General features: G+C 47.0%; 14 protein-coding genes. All 14 read left to right on the top strand.

The window, feature by feature from the left end:
- The first annotated feature begins 1 nt into the window (after nucleotide 1).
- The 14 genes from RDV52_RS00595 to RDV52_RS00660 all read left to right on the top strand — a co-directional run bounded on the left by RDV52_RS00595 (nucleotide 2) and on the right by RDV52_RS00660 (nucleotide 17,694).
- On the top strand, nucleotides 2-1,576 hold the full coding sequence (locus RDV52_RS00595; RefSeq protein WP_004367469.1) for an NADH-quinone oxidoreductase subunit D-related protein: 1,575 nt from the start codon (nucleotides 2-4) through the stop codon (nucleotides 1,574-1,576).
- A gap of 46 nt (nucleotides 1,577-1,622) precedes the next feature.
- Entirely contained in the window at nucleotides 1,623-2,717 is a 1,095-nt protein-coding gene (nuoH, locus tag RDV52_RS00600) for an NADH-quinone oxidoreductase subunit NuoH (RefSeq protein WP_004361838.1), read from the top strand.
- Between the two features lie 38 nt (nucleotides 2,718-2,755).
- Nucleotides 2,756-3,289, top strand: a complete 534-nt coding sequence (locus RDV52_RS00605) for a NuoI/complex I 23 kDa subunit family protein (protein ID WP_004367470.1) — start codon at nucleotides 2,756-2,758, stop codon at nucleotides 3,287-3,289.
- A 16-nt stretch (nucleotides 3,290-3,305) separates the two neighbouring features.
- A complete protein-coding gene (locus RDV52_RS00610; RefSeq protein WP_004367471.1) occupies nucleotides 3,306-3,845 on the top strand; it encodes an NADH-quinone oxidoreductase subunit J family protein in 540 nt (179 codons plus the stop codon).
- Nucleotides 3,845-4,153, top strand: coding sequence for an NADH-quinone oxidoreductase subunit NuoK (gene nuoK / locus RDV52_RS00615; RefSeq protein ID WP_004361841.1), 309 nt, complete (start codon nucleotides 3,845-3,847; stop codon nucleotides 4,151-4,153). Before RDV52_RS00610 ends, nuoK begins: the two co-directional genes overlap by 1 nt.
- Nucleotides 4,154-4,162: 9 nt before the next feature.
- Nucleotides 4,163-6,187: an NADH-quinone oxidoreductase subunit 5 family protein gene (locus RDV52_RS00620; protein ID WP_004367472.1), complete on the top strand. Its 2,025-nt coding sequence runs from the start codon at nucleotides 4,163-4,165 to the stop codon at nucleotides 6,185-6,187.
- A 4-nt stretch (nucleotides 6,188-6,191) separates the two neighbouring features.
- A complete protein-coding gene (locus RDV52_RS00625) occupies nucleotides 6,192-7,703 on the top strand; it encodes a complex I subunit 4 family protein (RefSeq protein ID WP_004367473.1) in 1,512 nt (503 codons plus the stop codon).
- A gap of 15 nt (nucleotides 7,704-7,718) precedes the next feature.
- Nucleotides 7,719-9,158 (top strand): NADH-quinone oxidoreductase subunit N, encoded by a 1,440-nt coding sequence (locus RDV52_RS00630; protein ID WP_004367474.1) that lies wholly within the window; start codon nucleotides 7,719-7,721, stop codon nucleotides 9,156-9,158.
- A gap of 181 nt (nucleotides 9,159-9,339) precedes the next feature.
- A complete protein-coding gene (locus tag RDV52_RS00635; protein ID WP_004367475.1) occupies nucleotides 9,340-9,927 on the top strand; it encodes a hypothetical protein in 588 nt (195 codons plus the stop codon).
- Nucleotides 9,928-10,178: 251 nt separating this feature from the next.
- A complete protein-coding gene (locus RDV52_RS00640) occupies nucleotides 10,179-13,199 on the top strand; it encodes a T9SS type A sorting domain-containing protein (RefSeq protein ID WP_004367477.1) in 3,021 nt (1,006 codons plus the stop codon).
- A gap of 731 nt (nucleotides 13,200-13,930) precedes the next feature.
- Nucleotides 13,931-14,572, top strand: coding sequence for a hypothetical protein (locus RDV52_RS00645; protein ID WP_004367480.1), 642 nt, complete (start codon nucleotides 13,931-13,933; stop codon nucleotides 14,570-14,572).
- Nucleotides 14,573-14,721: 149 nt separating this feature from the next.
- On the top strand, nucleotides 14,722-15,270 hold the full coding sequence (locus RDV52_RS00650; RefSeq protein WP_223381217.1) for a hypothetical protein: 549 nt from the start codon (nucleotides 14,722-14,724) through the stop codon (nucleotides 15,268-15,270).
- Between the two features lie 118 nt (nucleotides 15,271-15,388).
- Nucleotides 15,389-16,660, top strand: coding sequence for a TolC family protein (locus RDV52_RS00655; protein ID WP_004367482.1), 1,272 nt, complete (start codon nucleotides 15,389-15,391; stop codon nucleotides 16,658-16,660).
- A gap of 17 nt (nucleotides 16,661-16,677) precedes the next feature.
- Nucleotides 16,678-17,694: an HlyD family secretion protein gene (locus RDV52_RS00660; protein WP_004367483.1), complete on the top strand. Its 1,017-nt coding sequence runs from the start codon at nucleotides 16,678-16,680 to the stop codon at nucleotides 17,692-17,694.
- Nucleotides 17,695-17,698: the final 4 nt, after the last annotated feature.

Genomic DNA, 17,698 nt, shown 5'->3' on the forward strand with positions numbered 1-17,698 from the left:
AATGAAATTAGAAAACAAAGAGTTTGGTTTTGAGCGTTTTGCCGACGAAATGGCGAAACTGAGAAAGGAACAGCATTTCGACTACCTTGTAACAATCGTTGGAGAAGACTTCGGAACAGACGAAGGTCTTGGCTGTATCTATATACTCGAAAATACGCAAACACACGAACGCTGCTCGGTTAAGCAGCTTGCGAAACAGGTAGAACAGGATTACGTGATACCATCAGTATATAAACTGTGGGCAGACGCCGACCTGCTGGAACGTGAAGTCTACGATTTCTTCGGCATAAAGTTCCTCGGACACCCCGACATGCGACGCCTTTTCTTAAGGAACGACTTCGTGGGCTATCCGCTTCGCAAGGACTATGACATGGATCCGGCGAAGAATATGTACACCACGAAAGACGATATCGAAGTGGATACAACTACGGAATGGAACCTGAATGCCGACGGACGACTGACCGCAACCACGCATCGGCTCTTCACAAACGACCAGTTCGTGGTGAACATCGGTCCGCAACACCCTTCAACACACGGTGTATTGCGACTTCAGACGGTGCTCGACGGTGAGAAAGTAGAACACATCTACCCACATCTCGGCTACATTCATCGTGGCATAGAGAAGATGTGCGAGTCTTATACTTATCCGCAGACATTGGCTTTGACCGACCGCATGAACTATCTTTCGGCGATGATGCACCGCCATGCATTGGTTGGCGTCATAGAAGAAGCCATGGGCATAGAGCTGTCGGAACGCATTCTGTACATTCGTACCATCATGGACGAGTTGCAACGCATAGACAACCACTTGCTCTACACATCGTGCTGCGCACAGGACTTAGGTGCTCTTACAGCCATGCTCTACGGTATGCGCGACCGCGAACACGTGTTGAACGTGATGGAAGAAACTACGGGTGGACGACTGATTCAGAACTATTATAGAATAGGTGGACTGCAAGACGACATCGACCCGAACTTTGTGGAGAACACAAAGAAGCTCTGCAAGTATCTGAGACCGATGATTCAAGAATATCTCGACGTCTTCGGCGACAACGTCATCACACACCAGCGTTTCGTAGGCATAGGTCCGATGGACGAAGAAGAGTGTATCAGCTATGGCGTAACAGGTCCTGCCGGTCGTGCAAGCGGCTGGCACAACGACGTTCGCAAGCATCACCCATACACCGTTTACGACAAAGTGGACTTCGAAGAGGTGGTTATGACGGGCGGAGACTCTATGGATCGCTACTATTGCCACATTAAAGAGATGTATCAGAGCCTCAACATCATTGAGCAACTCATCGACAACATTCCTGAGGGAGACTTCTATATCAAGCAAAAGCCTGTGATTAAGGTTCCGGAAGGTCAGTGGTACTTCTCTGTAGAGGGCGCAAGCGGCGAGTTTGGTGCCTATCTCGACTCACGAGGAGACAAGAGTCCGTACCGATTGAAGTTCCGTCCGATGGGTTTAACCTTGGTGGGGGCAATGGACAAGATGCTGAAAGGTCAGAAAGTAGCCGACCTTGTAACAACCGGTGCAGCCCTCGACTTCGTCATTCCCGACATCGACCGCTAAGAGAGAAACGATATATAAGTAATGAATTAAGAAATAAATCATATACATGTTCGATTTTAGTATAGTAACAAGATGGTTCGACGAGCTGCTAAGACAAACCTTGGGGCTCGGCAATTTCAGCACCATTCTTATAGAGTGCGTGCTCGTAGGCTTGGCAATCATCATTGGTTATGCCGTGCTCGCCATCATTCTTATTTTCATGGAACGTAAGGTTTGTGCTTATTTCCAGTGCCGTATCGGACCCGTCCGTGTGGGCTGGTGGGGTACGCTGCAGGTGTTTGCAGACGTGTTGAAGATGCTTATCAAGGAGATTTTCACCGTAGACAAAGCCGACAAGCTGCTTTACTACCTTGCACCTTTTCTTGTAATAGCTGCTTCTATCGGTACTTTCTCGTTCCTTCCATGGAACAAGGGCGCAGCAGTGCTCGACTTCAACGTCGGAATATTCCTTGTAACAGCCATCAGTTCCATCGGCGTGCTGGGCATTTTCATCGCTGGCTGGGCAAGTAACAACAAGTACTCTGTCCTCTCTGCCATGCGTGCAGCAGTCCAAATGATTTCTTACGAACTCTCATTGGGCATCTGCCTTATCTCAGCCGTGGTACTTACGCGTACCATGCAGATATCTGGCATCGTTGAAGCACAGACCGGTCCATGGCAATGGCTCATCTTCCAAGGGCACATTCCTGCCCTGTTAGGCTTCATCGTGTTCTGTATTGCAGGTAACGCAGAGGCAAACCGTGGTCCGTTCGACCTTGCCGAAGCTGAAAGTGAGCTTACTGCCGGATACCACACAGAGTATAGTGGTATGGGATTTGGCTTCTACTATTTGGCAGAATACCTCAATCTCTTTGTTATTTCAGGTCTTGCCGCAACGGTTTTCCTTGGCGGTTGGGCACCTATTAATATAGGTATAGAAGGCTTCGACAACCTTATGAACCTCATTCCGGGTATCGTCTGGTTCCTTGGAAAGACCTTTGTAGTAGTATTTCTTCTTATGTGGATACGCTGGACATTCCCCCGTTTGCGTGTAGACCAGATACTGAAGCTCGAGTGGAAATACCTTATGCCGCTCAGTTTGGTTATCTTGGTGCTCATGACAGTGTGCGTAGCATTCGGCTGGACATTCAAAATCGCATAACAAGATAATCTAAAGTAAATTAAGAATTCATTATTCTAATGGAAAAAAAGGAATCATATTTCGGTGAAATAGGGAGTGCTTTCAAGACATTGGCGACTGGTTTGAAGACCACAATGAAGGAATACTTCACGCCAAAGTCTACCGAGCAGTATCCAGAAAACCGCAAAACAACGCTGCACGTGGCTCCACGGCACCGCGGACGCTTGGTTTTTAAGCGAGACGAAAGCGAGAACTATAAGTGCGTAGCCTGCCTTATGTGCGAGAAAGCATGTCCAAACGGTACTATTCGCATAACGAGCGAAATGCAACAAGACCCTGAAACAGGTAGAAAGAAGCGTGCATTGCTCGACTATCAATACGATTTGGGCGACTGTATGTTCTGCCAATTGTGTGTAAATGCCTGCAATTTCGATGCCATCAAGTTTACAAACGACTTTGAGAATGCAGTTTTCGACCGTTCAAAACTCGTCCTACATCTGAACGAAGAGGTTTATAAGGGCGGCTCATTGCCTAACCTTGTAGACGGCGGAGCCGACTGGGAAGTAGGAACTTTCAACACTAAAAAGAAATAAAAGAGGAGATAAAGTTATGGCTAATTTAATTGTTTTTGCAGTTTTAGCAGTAGTAATACTCGCCTCAGCAGTATTCTGCGTGTCTACAAAGCGCATCATGCGTGCTGCAACGGCACTGCTTTTCGTGCTCTTTGGCGTAGCAGGGCTTTATTTCCTGCTTGACTATACATTCCTTGGTGCAGCCCAAATAAGTATCTATGCAGGCGGTATCACGGTAATGTACGTGTTCGCTATCCAGTTGGTAAGCAAGCGAACGCTTCAGGGTTTGTCTGAAAGATGGCTCGGAAAGCGTACCATTCTTGCTGCCTTAATTGCGCTTGTAGGACTTGCTACGGTATTAGGCGTGTTCCTGAAGAACAAGATTTTCAGCGAATTAGCATCTGCCAACACTGCCGATACGGAGGTTTCAATGCAAGTTATAGGCAAAAAACTTATGAGCGCAGACAAGTATGGCTATGTATTGCCGTTCGAATTCATTTCTGTTTTCTTGCTGGCGTGCATCATCGGAGGTTTGGTTATTTTGAATAAACAGAAGAAAGAGGAGGTAAAAGAATAATGATACCAGTAGAATATTTCTTTGTCCTTAGTGGCTTATTGTTCTTTATAGGAGTCTTTGGCTTTGTTACTCGTCGCAATTTGGTAGCGATGCTCATCTCCATAGAGTTAGTTCTCAATAGCGTAGACCTAAATTTTGCGGCTTTCAACCGTCTGCTTTATCCCGATGGATACGAAGGTATGTTCTTCACTATCTTCTCTATTGGCGTGAGTGCAGCCGAGTCTGCCGTTGCGTTAGCTATTATTATTAATGTTTACCGACACCTGCACAGCGATCAGGTGAACAGTATTGAAAATATGAAATTATAAAAAAGAACTATGTTTGATTACGCATTTTTGATACTTCTTCTACCTTTTCTGAGCGCAATCGTATTAGGATTGGCAGGTATGAAGATGCCTAAACCGGTGGCAGGTATCATCGGCACATGTATTGTGGGCGTGCTTTTTGTCTTGAGTCTCTACACGGCTTACCAGTATTTCTTCTACACTGGCGAATATACCGCTATGGGACAGACCTTCCATGTCGTAGATGGTCGCTTGGCAAGTGGCGTTTATCCCACTGTAACCGTCTTCAATCTAACATGGTTGAAGTTCTCCGAGTTATTGACATTTAATATTGGTTTCCGTCTAAGTCCCATCAGTGTGATGATGCTTATCGTCATTACCACGGTCAGCTTCATGGTCCATATCTATTCGTTTGGCTATATGGCGGAACGCGACAAGAACTATAAGTTCGAGGAATACGAGCACGGTTTCCAACGTTTCTATGCATATCTGTCGTTGTTTACAATGTCAATGTTAGGTCTTGTGGTAGCAACCAACGTGTTCCAGATGTATCTTTTCTGGGAGTTGGTGGGTGTTTGCTCTTATTTGCTCATTGGTTTCTACTATCCAAAGCACACTGCCGTGCATGCAAGCAAGAAGGCTTTCATTGTTACTCGCTTTGCCGATTTGTTCTTTTTAATAGGTATTCTGTTCTTCAGTTTCTATGTAAAGACGTTCAATTTCGACCTTTCGGCAGACGGTGCCCTATCTACTCAATTGCACAACTTGGCTTCCGACCCTGTAACAGCGTGGGCTATACCAACAGCACTGTTCCTAATGTTCATCGGTGGTGCGGGTAAATCGGCTATGTTCCCCCTTCATATCTGGCTTCCAGATGCCATGGAGGGTCCAACACCGGTGTCAGCGCTTATCCATGCTGCCACCATGGTGGTTGCGGGTGTGTTCCAAGTAGCAAGTTTATTCCCCATTTATATTAAGTATGGTGCTATCGAGCAACTCCACTGGATTGCTTACATTGCAGCGTTTACGGCTTTCTATGCAGCAGCCGTAGCATGTTGTCAGCGCGATATAAAGCGTGGTTTAGCCTTTTCAACCATTTCTCAGATTGCCTACATGCTCGTTGCGCTCGGCGTTTGCTATGCCATCGACAACGAGGAAGGCGGTTTGGGCTACATGGCTTCCATGTTCCACCTGTTCACTCACGCCATGTTCAAGGCGTTGCTGTTCCTCTGTTCCGGTGCCATCATCGTTATCATTGGCAGCAACTTCAAGGAATATATGGGCGGATTGCACAAGTATATGCCGATAACAAATGCCTGCTTCCTCGTTGGTTGTATCGCCATCAGCGGTGTTTGGCCGTTCGCCGGTTTCTTCTCCAAGGACGAAATCGTCAGTGCCTGCTTCCAATTCTCACCCGCTTTAGGCTGGTTCATGACCTTGGTTTCGGGTATGACGGCTTTCTATATGTTCCGTTTGTACTACGTTATCTTCTGGGGCAAGTCCTATTACGAGGAAGATCCGGAGAACAGACGCCGCCCGAAGGAAGTTCCTTTCGTTATGTGGGGTCCGTTGGTGTTCCTCTCTATCATTTCAATATTTGCCGGTTGGATTCCTTTCGGGCACTTTGTTTCAGCTACGGGACAGAGCGCCGACATTCACTTGCAGCACTTCCAGTTCTCAAGTGTAGCTTGGTTCAGCCTCTTGGCAGCAGCCATCGGCATTGCGCTTGCTACGTGGATGTATATGCCCAAGAGCAATCCTGTGCCCGACATGCTTGCGAAACGTATGCCGAAACTCCACAAGGCAGCTCTCAACAGATTCTATATTGACGACGCCTGGCAGTTCTTTACCCACAAGATTGTTTTCCGTTGCTTCTCCATTCCAATCGCTTGGTTCGACCGTCATGTCATTGATGGCACTTTCAATTTCCTTGCTTGGGGAACTCAGGAGGCTGGCGAGAGCATTCGTCCATGGCAGAGTGGCGACGTCCGCCAGTATGCAATATGGTTCATTACAGGAACTGTGGCTTTAACATTAGTAATACTTTGCTTGATATAAAGAGATGAGTTGGATTTTAACAATATTTGTAATAATCCCCGTACTGATGCTTTGCGGCCTCTGGGTTGCTAAGAACGACAATCAGGTACGCGGCGTGATGGTAGCAGGAGCCTCTGCCTTGTTGATTGGTGCTATATGGCTCACCGTCTATTTTGTACAACAACGTGCTGCAGGAAATACCGATACAATGCTATTGGCAGACTCTGTTACGTGGTTCAAACCGCTGAACATAGCCTTTGCAGTGGGCGTTGACGGCATTTCTGTGGTAATGATTTTGCTTTCAGCAATCATTGTTTTCACGGGCACATTTGCCAGTTGGCAACTCGAACCAATGAAGAAGGAGTACTTCCTTTGGTTCGTCTTGCTCTCGTCAGGTGTCTTCGGTTTCTTTATTTCAACCGATATGTTCACCATGTTCATGTTCTACGAGGTGGCATTGATACCTATGTACCTTCTCATTGGAGTATGGGGAACAGGTGCAAAAGAGTACTCTGCCATGAAACTTACCCTTATGCTGATGGGTGGTTCGGGCTTGCTCATCTTCGGTTTCCTCGGTATCTACTACTTCAGTGGTGGTTCTACGATGGACGTTATCGAACTTGCGAAGATGCACGCTATGTCGAAGACGGCTCAAAACGTCTTCTTCCCATTCGTGTTCATAGGCTTTGGCGTTCTCGGAGCGTTGTTCCCATTCCACACATGGTCGCCCGACGGACATGCTTCTGCCCCTACGGCAGTGTCAATGCTCCATGCCGGTGTATTGATGAAATTGGGAGGCTACGGCTGTTTGCGCATTGCCATGTACATAATGCCTGATGCTTTAGAGATGTGGGCACCTGTATTCCTTATCCTTACAACCATCTCTGTGGTTTACGGTGCACTTTCTGCCTGTGTGCAGACCGACTTGAAGTACATCAATGCTTACTCTTCGGTTTCCCACTGTGGCATGGTTCTCTTTGCTTTGCTTATGACAACGCAGACCGCTATAACGGGTGCTATACTCCAAATGCTCTCTCACGGATTGATGACAGCCTTGTTCTTCGCCTGCATTGGTATGATTTACCACCGTGCCGGAACGCGCGACGTCCGCTATCTTGGCGGTTTAATGAAGGTGATACCATTCCTTGCCGTGTCTTACGTGGTTGCAGGTTTAGCCAATCTCGGCTTGCCGGGCTTCTCAGGCTTCGTTGCTGAGATGACAATCTTTATTGGTTCGTTCGAAAACGGGGGCATGTTCCACCGTGTCTGCACCATCATTGCCTGTACGTCTATCGTAATTACGGCAGTCTACATACTGCGCGTGGTGGGCAAGATACTCTTCCAAGCCATTCCAAACAAGAAGTTCTACGAGCTGCACGATGCCACTTGGGACGAGCGTTTCGCCGTTGCAGGTCTTATTTTCTGTGTAGCAGGTCTTGGTCTTTTCCCATTATTCTTCGAGAATATGATTATCGATGCGGTTGGTCCAATCTTCAACCACATCATCGAATACGTTCCACAATTAGGTAATCTCTAATAATAAAGTAGCAAAATGAATTATAATGATTTCTTTAAGATGATACCAGAGGCAAGTCTTGTTGCCATTCTGATAATCCTTTTCGTTGCTGACTTTATTTCAGCAAAGACCGAAGAGCGTAAATGGTTCAATCCTTTGGCTTCCGTTCTCTTGCTTGCCAACACTGTGGTTTGCATGCTTCAGCTACAGCCCGAAGACGCTTTCGGTTGTATGTATGTTACCTCTACTGCGGTAAATGTAATGAAGGCTATCCTTGCTTTCGGTACTTTCATCGTGGTGTTGCAAAGTCGGGTGTGGGCAGAAAAGAGCGGAAAGGAAGGCGAATTCTACATGCTTGTCGTCTCTACCCTGCTGGGTATGGAGGCAATGATGAGTGCAGGCAACTTCCTTATGTTCTTCCTTGGCTTGGAAATGGCATCTGTTCCCATGGCGTGCGTCATCGCTTTCGATGCCTATCGCAACAATTCTGCCGAGGCGGCAGCCAAGTTTATACTTACAGCAACCTTCTCGAGCGGTGTAATGCTCTACGGTATCAGCTTCCTTTATGGAGCTTACGGCACGATGTACTTTAGCGACATCACTGACAATCTGCAGGCTACGCCGTTCACCATTATGGGTTTGGTGTTCTTCTTCAGCGGTCTTGGCTTCAAGATTTCGCTTGTTCCGTTCCACTTCTGGACAGCCGATACCTATCAAGGCGCGCCAACCACGGTTACGGGCTACCTCAGCGTAATCTCAAAAGGTGCTGCAGCCTTCACGCTCTTAAGCATCTTGTTCCACGTCTTTGGCAGTATGATGGCCTATTGGCACGTGCTCATGATGATTGTCGTTGCACTTTCCATCACCGTTGCCAACCTCTTCGCTATCCGTCAGGGCGAACTGAAACGCTTCATGGCGTTCAGTTCCATCTCGCAGGCGGGCTACATCATGCTTGCTGCATTGGGCAACAACTGGGCTTCTTCAGTTGCTGCACTCAGCTACTACGTGCTTATTTATGTGGTTGCCAATATGGCTGTGTTCACCATTATCTCGGTTGTAGAACAGAACAATGGCGGCAAGACCAACATTGCCGACTATAACGGCTTCTACAAAACCAACCCACGGCTCAGCTTCCTCATGACCATTGCCATGTTCTCGCTGGGTGGTATTCCTCCGTTTGCGGGCATGTTCTCCAAGTTCTTCGTGTTCATGTCGGGCGTAGACGGTGCCGACATTGCCACGACCGAGGGAGCATGGACCTACGTCATCTTGTTTGTTGCACTTATCAACACCGTCGTTTCGCTCTACTACTATCTCAAGATAGTCAAGGCAATGTACATTATCCGTTGCGATACGCCTATGCCAACATTCAAGAGCGACTGCAACACCAAGTTCACCCTTGCCCTCTGCACGGCAGGCATCGTACTCTTCGGTGTATGCAGCTGTGTTTACGATTGGATTGCAGCAGCTATCTAAGCAGGCAAAAAGATATTTTTTAAAATAAAAAGAAAACGCCTAAAGGGAAATCCTTGGGGCGTTTTTTTTATTTTAGAATAGAGTTTATAGTTTTTCTAGGGTTCCTAGTTCTCCTAGAATACCTAACCCACCCACCCCTTCATTATTATAATATTCCACCCAAAAACACGTTATCAAGAATATGAAGCAACTTTTACTCTTGCCCTTGCTGCTGTTTTGCGCCCCTGCATTTGCGCAAAGCTCTACGGCTACCGAGCACCTGCCGCTTACTTTCTGTGGTATCTCGCTCGACAACACCGCTGCCGCCTTTGCCGATTCGCTCTCTGCAAAAGGTTTCAAGCCCGAAACTGCCCCACTCCGCCTACCCATTTCTAAGGGCAACGCAACATTTCGCGGACGCTTCGAAAACATTCCGTGCATTGTGGAAGTAGGAAAAAATCATGCCGACAGAGTGGACACGGTGCGTGTTTTCTTCCTAAACGTAAACAATCCGCTGCGAAGCTACAACATACTCACCAACATTTACCGCAACCGTTACGGCACTCCCATCTTCGAAAACTACTACGACACGCACCTTCTGCCACACGATGCGCAACAGCAGTTGGCTTCCGACCCTTTCGTTACCACTTTTTCGGTCAATGGCAACACCGCCCAGTTCTCTTTATGCTACGACGTCCGCCTGCGTGAATACATCTACTGCCTGCTGCTCATCGACACTAAAAACGCACAACCCGTACTCTCCAACACCGACGAGGTCATAGAATGGTAAAATCACACCTCGCCCACCGTTCCACCTCTTCCAATTATGCAGACTGAAAACACGTGGCAGACAGCTCGTTAGCGGTGTTTAAACAGTATAGAAGTTAAATTACGTTAAACCAATACTTTTGTGTAAGCATTATAACTCTTTTTGTTTATTTTTGCAATAGTATTATAATATTTCATTAAATTCTTGTCAGCAGTACTGTATTGCTGCAGAGAATTTAACGAAACCTTGTTTAATTTAATTATCAAGAGATTATGAAGAGACTGCTATTTCTTTTATCGATGCTCGTATGCGCCGTGCTCGACGCTGCGGCAGAGCAGAGCATCGTTACCATCACCACGAGCAAGGCGTATGGCGATACTTTCGTTTTCAACCCGGTACCGATGGCAGAAGGCATCATATCGGTGGATTGGGGAGACGGCAACAAAGTAGATTATAAACTGAGTCCGGACATGATGCCGTACAAGCTACGCAGGGAAGGAGTGCTGAAAGGCAACACCGTGAAGATATACGGAGCACTGTCCGAACTGTCCGTAACCGGACAAGGAGTTACCGCAATAAAGCTTGAGGGACAGTCAGGACTGAAGAGTCTCGACCTGAACAATAACCAGCTTACGTACACGACACTCGACCTTGGCGATGCAAAGAACCTTCAGCGGCTGTCGCTTTCAAAGAACAAGATAAACATGCTCAACCTCCGCGAGTTCTCAAAGCTGGAATTTTTCGACATCTACGAGAACCCGCAACTCTCCACTGTGGCTTTTGCCGACGTCAATCCGAATATGAAAATGATTACCATGTACAACTGCGACATAGTCCATTTCTACGATACATACCTGTTTCCGAACCTGACAAGCATAGACCTACATGGCAATTCGCTGATGGACATAAGCCTTCCGGCAGAGAAATACCCATCGCTGAAATCGCTGAACGTGAGCAAAAACATGATTTCGACAATCGATGTGAGCGGACTGACAAAGTTGGAGAACCTCGCCGTAGCATACAACAAGCTCACCAAACTGAACGTTGCTGCGAACACGGAACTGCAGAGCCTGTCGATAGGACACAACGATATAAGCACAATCGGGCTGTCGAAGAACCTCAAACTGTCGAGCCTCAACGTGAGCAAAACCAAACTTACGGAACTCGATGTGTCGAAGATGGAAACGCTGAAGTCGCTCTATTGCGACTCAATACGCATCAACCGGCTCGAAGTGAGCGGTCTGAAATGGCTGCAGACACTGTCGGCAAAGGCGTGCGACCTTGAGTTCCTCGACTTCACGGCAAACTATTTCGCACTGCGATACCTCTACCTGCAGGGCAACAAAAACTTCACACCGCAGTCTCTGAACTTCATGTATCAGACCATACAAGACCCCAACCGTACGGGATACATGTATGTAAAGGACTCTAACGGAGAGACGGCAGATGCAGAAAAATACCTTATGTTCAACAATCCGGAGTCGCATTGGAGGATTGACGTAAAGGGCGACGGAACCTGTTCGATGGCAGAAGTAGTGATAACGCAGAAGCCTGCGACAGGCGGAACCTACAAGGTGATGAAACGCGACATGGTGTATTCGCCCGACAAAAGTGCCTTTGAACGGCACTACAACGAAGTGGGCAGCGACGGAAAGGTCGTTCCCGGCTCGATATTGTGCGTGCGCTACACTGCCGAAGAGGGCAAGCAGTACAAGGGAATAATGGTTAATGGAAAACTTGTGCAGGACACCTTGTTCGCCGTTACCGCAGATGCAGAGGTCAAGGCTGTGTTCGAGGAACAGCAAGACGAGCGGTGCATAACGCTCACCGTACCGGCAGGGCAGCCCAGCACTTACGGTATAGGGGCAGACAACGACAACACTCCCGTGAAGATAGACTGGGGAGACGGTGCCCTGAAAGAATATACGGCAAAGACATCGTGGACTTTCATTGACGGAACAACGGAAGGAACGCAGGTCAAGATATACGGCGACGTAACCTATCTGAACTGCGAAAGCTACCCGGACTACGCCACAGACAACAAGATTTCGGCAATAGACCTGACCAAGAACAACAAGATGAAGTACATAGACATGTACTTCAACCAGCTGAAAGCCATAGACGTAACGAACCAAGCCGACCTTCTGTACCTCGACGTGTCCATGAACGAGGAAATAAAAAGCATAGATGTAACGAAGTGTCCGCTGTTGCTGCAACTGAAGGCGTACGGACTGGGCACGCTGAACAGCATCGACGTGAAGAACAATCCCGAGCTGCAGCTCATCAACATGAAGAATACGGCACTGAAAGACATAGACCTGTCGAACAACGGAAAGCTGATAGAGCTGAACCTTACAAACTGTAAGCTGACAGAAATCAACGTGTCGAACATGCCGGAACTGAAGCAGCTGCACCTCAGCAACAACGCCATAAAGAGCATAGACCTGAAGAACAACACGAAGTTGCTCGACTGCTCGGTGATGAAAAACAAACTCACGTCGCTCGATTTGTCGAAGAACGTGTTGCTCGAAAAGCTCGATGCGGCAGAAAACACGCTCGAAGGGCTCGACCTGTCGGCAAACACTGCCATCTGGTACATCGACGTACGCGGAAACAAATGGAACGCTTGCCAGCTCAACGACTTCTATTATGCACTGCCGAAATACGTCGATCCGGGCGAAGAAGCATCGGGCAGCACCACTCCAACGAAGCTCTGGATAGCATTCGGAGCCAACGCAAACGACGTGGAACACTCCGAGACACTGCTCGCCAAGGCGAAACTGTGGGTCATGAACTATACCGAGAACGGCGACGGAACGGGCTGCAACGAGGCATACATAACCATTCTGCCTTGCGAGAACGGAGAAGTAGCCGTGAAAGACCCTTCCGACAAGGTTGTGAAAAGCGGCACTAAGGTGCAGAAGAACACCGAGCTCACCGTCTATGCAACACCAGACAGTGGTTACGAAGTAGTTTCGATGAAAGCCAACGGACAGGATATTACAGACAAGAAGTTCATCATTAAACAAGCCACTGAAGTTGCTGTAATGTTCTCATTGGCATCTTCCATCAATGGCACAGAACGTGTTGTGGCAACCGCAGAGGGCGGAAACCACAAAATAAACATCTATACGAACAGCCCTGTCAAGGCAACCGTAGTAGGTGCAAACGGCAAGATACTCTTCACTGACACCCTGTCTGCCGACACGTCATTGGGTTTCCCAGCCGGCATCTACATCGTAACGTTGCAGAACGGCACCGACACCGTAACCCACAAGCTACTCGTCAGATAAACCAATTCACTTATATTGCTGTCCGGCAGAATACTGCCGGGCAGCTTTTTTCATGCCGAAAAGAAGACGACAACAGTGTAAATATCTTTCAGAACAATGGCAGTCGTGCAACCATCTAATAACCAATACCTTGCGTTACCCTTTCCCTTATTTCTTAAAACCTACCCTTTTATACGGCAAAAGCGGTTGTTTTGCACCGCAAAACCCATGCCTTTGCAATGCAAAAGTGCAGCCATCGCCTTTTAAGAAAATAATCTTTACAAAACAAACACTGGGTTGGCTGTTTTATATGTGTATATATAGTAGGCTAAAAGCCATAGTATCAGGCAGAAAGACCACCGTTTTCTGTTTGTTTATAGATAGCCATTGCCACCTTTTGCAGCTGCAAAGCCGCTGGCAGATGTAGGGGATTGTTCATTGGTTTCGTATACCTTTATTCTACGGCTTACTTGTTTTGCAACGCAACTATATATATAGGTGTAAATAATATTGATGAAACCAGAACAAAAAAGTTTTTCTATGGTTTTACAAAAAATACCCTTATAAAGATACGTAGATATTCGGATATTTTGTGTAAGTTTGCAAACAGAGTTGTAACAGGTGGCATCTGCCGATGTTAAACCACACCAGTTGCTCTTGCTGTTTGGTTTAACTCAACTGTCAAACACAACTTTTGCAAACAAAAAATTGCATTTAAACAGAAAGAAAGAGAGCGAAAAAAGAACAAAACTATGGATACTACATTAACAATAATAACCTTTACAGCGGCTGTATATGGGCTTGTAATGGGCATAATTATGGCATTCAGCATACGTCCGCAGTTGCTTCATCAAGAAAAGCTATATATTAGCCATAACAAAATTACTGGTTTCACTCAGCTTTACGTACTGGCTATGATGGTTTCTTTTGCAACTGTAACCCTATTTAATAATATATTTTCGTTCATAGGTCCCATTTGTATTGTTGGCTTTATACTGGTTATGAACATTGTTTTGATAAAAACCATACAGCGGAAACGGCAATGGTTACGTAAAAATCCTAACTATGCAACACTAACTTTCAAGGTTGGAGGTAGTTTTCTTGTACCTAATATACCTATGATTGTGTCGGTAGACGAAGATGAATATGCCTTCGACACCGTTTGTTGGATAGGAAAGAAATGTTTAATAACAGCTGGAACACATCGCATTAAGTTTAAGTTAGAAAAGCGTCCCCCTAGAAGATACAACAACAGAGTTCAACTTTTTAAACAATATATAGAGGCCGATTTCCAACCAGGAAACATATATTGCGTTGAAGAAGATATACCAAACGAGCATCTTACCTTACATTCTATATATAAAGAAGTGGTAGACCAAAAACAAAAAGTATGATAAACACCATTTTAAACATACCTCTTTTCTCGCCCATAACAACTGTAGATTATGTTTCTTGGCTATTTTTCATTTGTTTTTTCTATGCTATTGTAGGCTTATTTTTCCTGCGTTCGAAGTTTAGACATCAGGAAAATAGAAAAAAATTAATGTACATTCTTGTTTTCGGAGGGTGTGTTCTTATTGGCGCATCGCTCGTTTCGGCATACTGTGCAAATAGTTCTTTTAAAATAGGCATATACACATTGCCCTTTGTTCTTATAGTTTCTTTCATTGCAGGAAATATTGCCATTGTTAGATATATAGTGAAAACACAACGCTGGATAAACGCTAATAGGGGCTATGCAACACTGTTGTTCAAAGAAGAATGGTTTGTTAGAGAGATACACAGAATAGTTATTTTAGAAATAGATGGTGTACCCTATGGTAAAGGACTTATATATTGGGCTATGAACAAATGCCTTATTGCATCGGGCAAACACCAGATAAAACTGGCTGTAAAGGTGTTAGACAGCTATAAAAGTAAGCCTAAAACAAAAGAATACACCCAAGACGTGCTCTTAAATATGGCGCCAATGGGTAAATATATTATAGAAGAAGACAGAGAAAAACAGTGTTTAAATGTGCGCTCGCTATTCAAAGTAGTAACTAATAGCACCGAAGTGCCACACAAAAGTAGCTCAACTCCACCCACATAAGCACCGCACAACATTGCAGTTTAGGGTTGCTTGCCATTGGAAATATGCACTACCTTTGCACCATAAAGCCACATTTACATTCGCTTAAACAACAAAACATAAGCATAAACAAACATAAATGAGAACTAAATTCATAGTTGCAATATTGCTAATATTAGCATCTAACACCACAGCACAAACGTTAGAAGAGTGCCAAAAGGCGGCTGAGAAGAACTATCCCCTTATCAAACAGTATGGCTTAATAGCCCGGACAACCGAGCTGACAGTCAGGAACATTCAGAAAGGGTGGCTGCCACAGATTGCCGCTTCGGCGCAGGCAACCTGCCAAAGCGACGTTGTGTCGTGGCCCGAGCGCATGAAAAGCATGTACCAACAGATGGGAATAGCGATGAAAGGACTGGCAAAGGACCAGTACAAGGTAGCCATCAACCTTCAGCAGACACTCTACGACGGCGGTGCAATAAGCAGTCAGAGTGCCGTTACCCGTCAGGAAGGAACGGTGCAGGAGGCACAGAACAATGTAAACCTGTATCAGGTGCACCGTCGTGTCAATGAAATGTACTTCTCGCTCCTGCTGCTCGACGAACAAATCAGGCTGAACAGCGATATTAAAAACCTTCTGCTGTCGAGCGAAAACAAACTTGCTGCCATGGTAAAGAGCGGTACGGCAGCCGCAAGCGACCTTGACAACGTAAGGGCAGAACGCCTTGGCGCAGAGCAGCAGAACGCAAGTCTGAAAGCCCAGCGGCAGATGTTGCAGCGCATGTTAAGCGTCTTTTGCGGCATAGAGGTAAGCAAACTCCGAAAACCGGCGGCTGTCAAAGCCACCGCTTCGGCAAACAACCGACCGGAACTCCGGCTGTTCGACAGCCAGCTGAAGCTCTCCGAAGTGCAGGAGAGAGCCTTGGACGCACGCCTACGCCCCACGTTGGGACTCTTTGCACAGGGCTATTACGGCTATCCGGGGCTGAATATGTTCGAAGATATGATAAGCCGTAAGTGGCGGCTCAACGGCATCGTGGGCGTAAGACTGTCGTGGAACGTGGGCGCTCTCTACACGCGCAAGAACGACAAGGCACGATTGAGGGTGCAACGCGAACTGATTGAGAACGCACGCGACGTGTTCCTGTTCAACAATAACATGGAACAGATACAGCAGACAGACAACATCAGCCGCTTCCGAACGATGATGCAAGGCGACGACGAGATAATTGTGCTGCGCACAAACGTACGCAAAGCTGCCGAATCGAAGCTGGTTCACGGCATCATAGACGTGAACAGTCTGCTGCGAGAAATAAACAACGAGAATGCGGCAAAGGTGCAGCAGGCTATCCACGAGATAGATATGCTCAAGGAAATGTACAACCTGAAGTACACCAACAACGAATAAACAACCAACCGAAAGATATGAAGAAGATAGTACCATTAGCCGTTCTTGCCTTTATGATGGCATCTTGCGGAGAGGAAAAGAAGGATTATGACGCAACGGGAACGTTCGAAGCGACGGAAGTTACCGTGTCTGCAGAGTCTTCGGGACAGCTTATCAGCTTCAATGTTACCGAAGGACAGCTGCTCAACGGCGGACTGACGGTGGGACAGATAGACTCGCGCCAACTGGCACTGAAGCGCGAGCAGCTGGCAACAAGCAACCAGCAGCTCGATGCAAACCACGGTCTGCTCGAAGCAAACAAGCGACAGCTGGCTGCCAACCGACAGGCTACGGCAAGCAAACAGCTCGATTTGAAGAAGCAAGTGGCGTCCATTCGCCAGCAGATAGCCAACCTGCAGCGGGAGCGTCAGCGCTTTTCGGAACTCCTGCACGACGGTGCCGTACCACGGAAGCAGGTCGATGACATCGACTATCAGATTGAAGTGCTGCGCAAACAGCTCGCTGCCACCACCGAACAGATAGCCAGCCAGAACGCCGCATTGGCAGAACAGGACAAGGGAATAGCCGCACAGATAGACGGAATCAGCTCGCAACAGGCTGGCGTAACCGCCCAGCAGGCAGGCGTCCGCACCCAGCAGGCACAGATAGACGACCAGATTGCCCATACTTTCGTGAAGACTCCGCTCGCCGGAACAGTATTGGAGAAGTATGCAGAGCAGGGAGAATTCGTTTCCGTAGGCAAGCCGTTGTTCAAGATTGCAGACACCAAGAGCATGTTCATACGGGCATACATCACCTCCGAACAGCTGAAAAACGTCAGGCTCGGGCAAAGGGTTACGGTGCTGGCAGACTACGGAAAGGGGCAGAAAAAGAAGTATTCGGGGGTTGTTACATGGATTTCGAGCCGGTCGGAGTTTACGCCCAAGACCATCGTAACCGACGACGAGCGTGCCGATTTGGTCTATCCCATCAAGGTAAAGTTCCAAAACGACGGCTACGCAAAGATTGGAATGTACGGCGAAATAAAGTTCTAAGCAT

The organism is Prevotella nigrescens (genome assembly GCF_031191185.1).
GTDB classification, from domain to species: Bacteria; Bacteroidota; Bacteroidia; order Bacteroidales; family Bacteroidaceae; genus Prevotella; species Prevotella nigrescens.

What these genes read in the sequence shown, in the direction of transcription:
- RDV52_RS00595 (WP_004367469.1), top strand. Translation starts at nt 2, where the DNA reads ATGAAATTAGAAAACAAAGAGTTTGGTTTTGAGCGTTTTGCCGACGAA.
- RDV52_RS00650 (WP_223381217.1), top strand. Translation starts at nt 14,722, where the DNA reads ATGTACATTCTTGTTTTCGGAGGGTGTGTTCTTATTGGCGCATCGCTC.
- RDV52_RS00625 (WP_004367473.1), top strand. Translation starts at nt 6,192, where the DNA reads ATGAGTTGGATTTTAACAATATTTGTAATAATCCCCGTACTGATGCTT.
- RDV52_RS00660 (WP_004367483.1), top strand. Translation starts at nt 16,678, where the DNA reads ATGAAGAAGATAGTACCATTAGCCGTTCTTGCCTTTATGATGGCATCT.
- RDV52_RS00620 (WP_004367472.1), top strand. Translation starts at nt 4,163, where the DNA reads ATGTTTGATTACGCATTTTTGATACTTCTTCTACCTTTTCTGAGCGCA.
- nuoK (WP_004361841.1), top strand. Translation starts at nt 3,845, where the DNA reads ATGATACCAGTAGAATATTTCTTTGTCCTTAGTGGCTTATTGTTCTTT.
- RDV52_RS00640 (WP_004367477.1), top strand. Translation starts at nt 10,179, where the DNA reads ATGAAGAGACTGCTATTTCTTTTATCGATGCTCGTATGCGCCGTGCTC.
- RDV52_RS00635 (WP_004367475.1), top strand. Translation starts at nt 9,340, where the DNA reads ATGAAGCAACTTTTACTCTTGCCCTTGCTGCTGTTTTGCGCCCCTGCA.
- RDV52_RS00645 (WP_004367480.1), top strand. Translation starts at nt 13,931, where the DNA reads ATGGATACTACATTAACAATAATAACCTTTACAGCGGCTGTATATGGG.
- nuoH (WP_004361838.1), top strand. Translation starts at nt 1,623, where the DNA reads ATGTTCGATTTTAGTATAGTAACAAGATGGTTCGACGAGCTGCTAAGA.
- RDV52_RS00610 (WP_004367471.1), top strand. Translation starts at nt 3,306, where the DNA reads ATGGCTAATTTAATTGTTTTTGCAGTTTTAGCAGTAGTAATACTCGCC.
- RDV52_RS00630 (WP_004367474.1), top strand. Translation starts at nt 7,719, where the DNA reads ATGAATTATAATGATTTCTTTAAGATGATACCAGAGGCAAGTCTTGTT.
- RDV52_RS00655 (WP_004367482.1), top strand. Translation starts at nt 15,389, where the DNA reads ATGAGAACTAAATTCATAGTTGCAATATTGCTAATATTAGCATCTAAC.
- RDV52_RS00605 (WP_004367470.1), top strand. Translation starts at nt 2,756, where the DNA reads ATGGAAAAAAAGGAATCATATTTCGGTGAAATAGGGAGTGCTTTCAAG.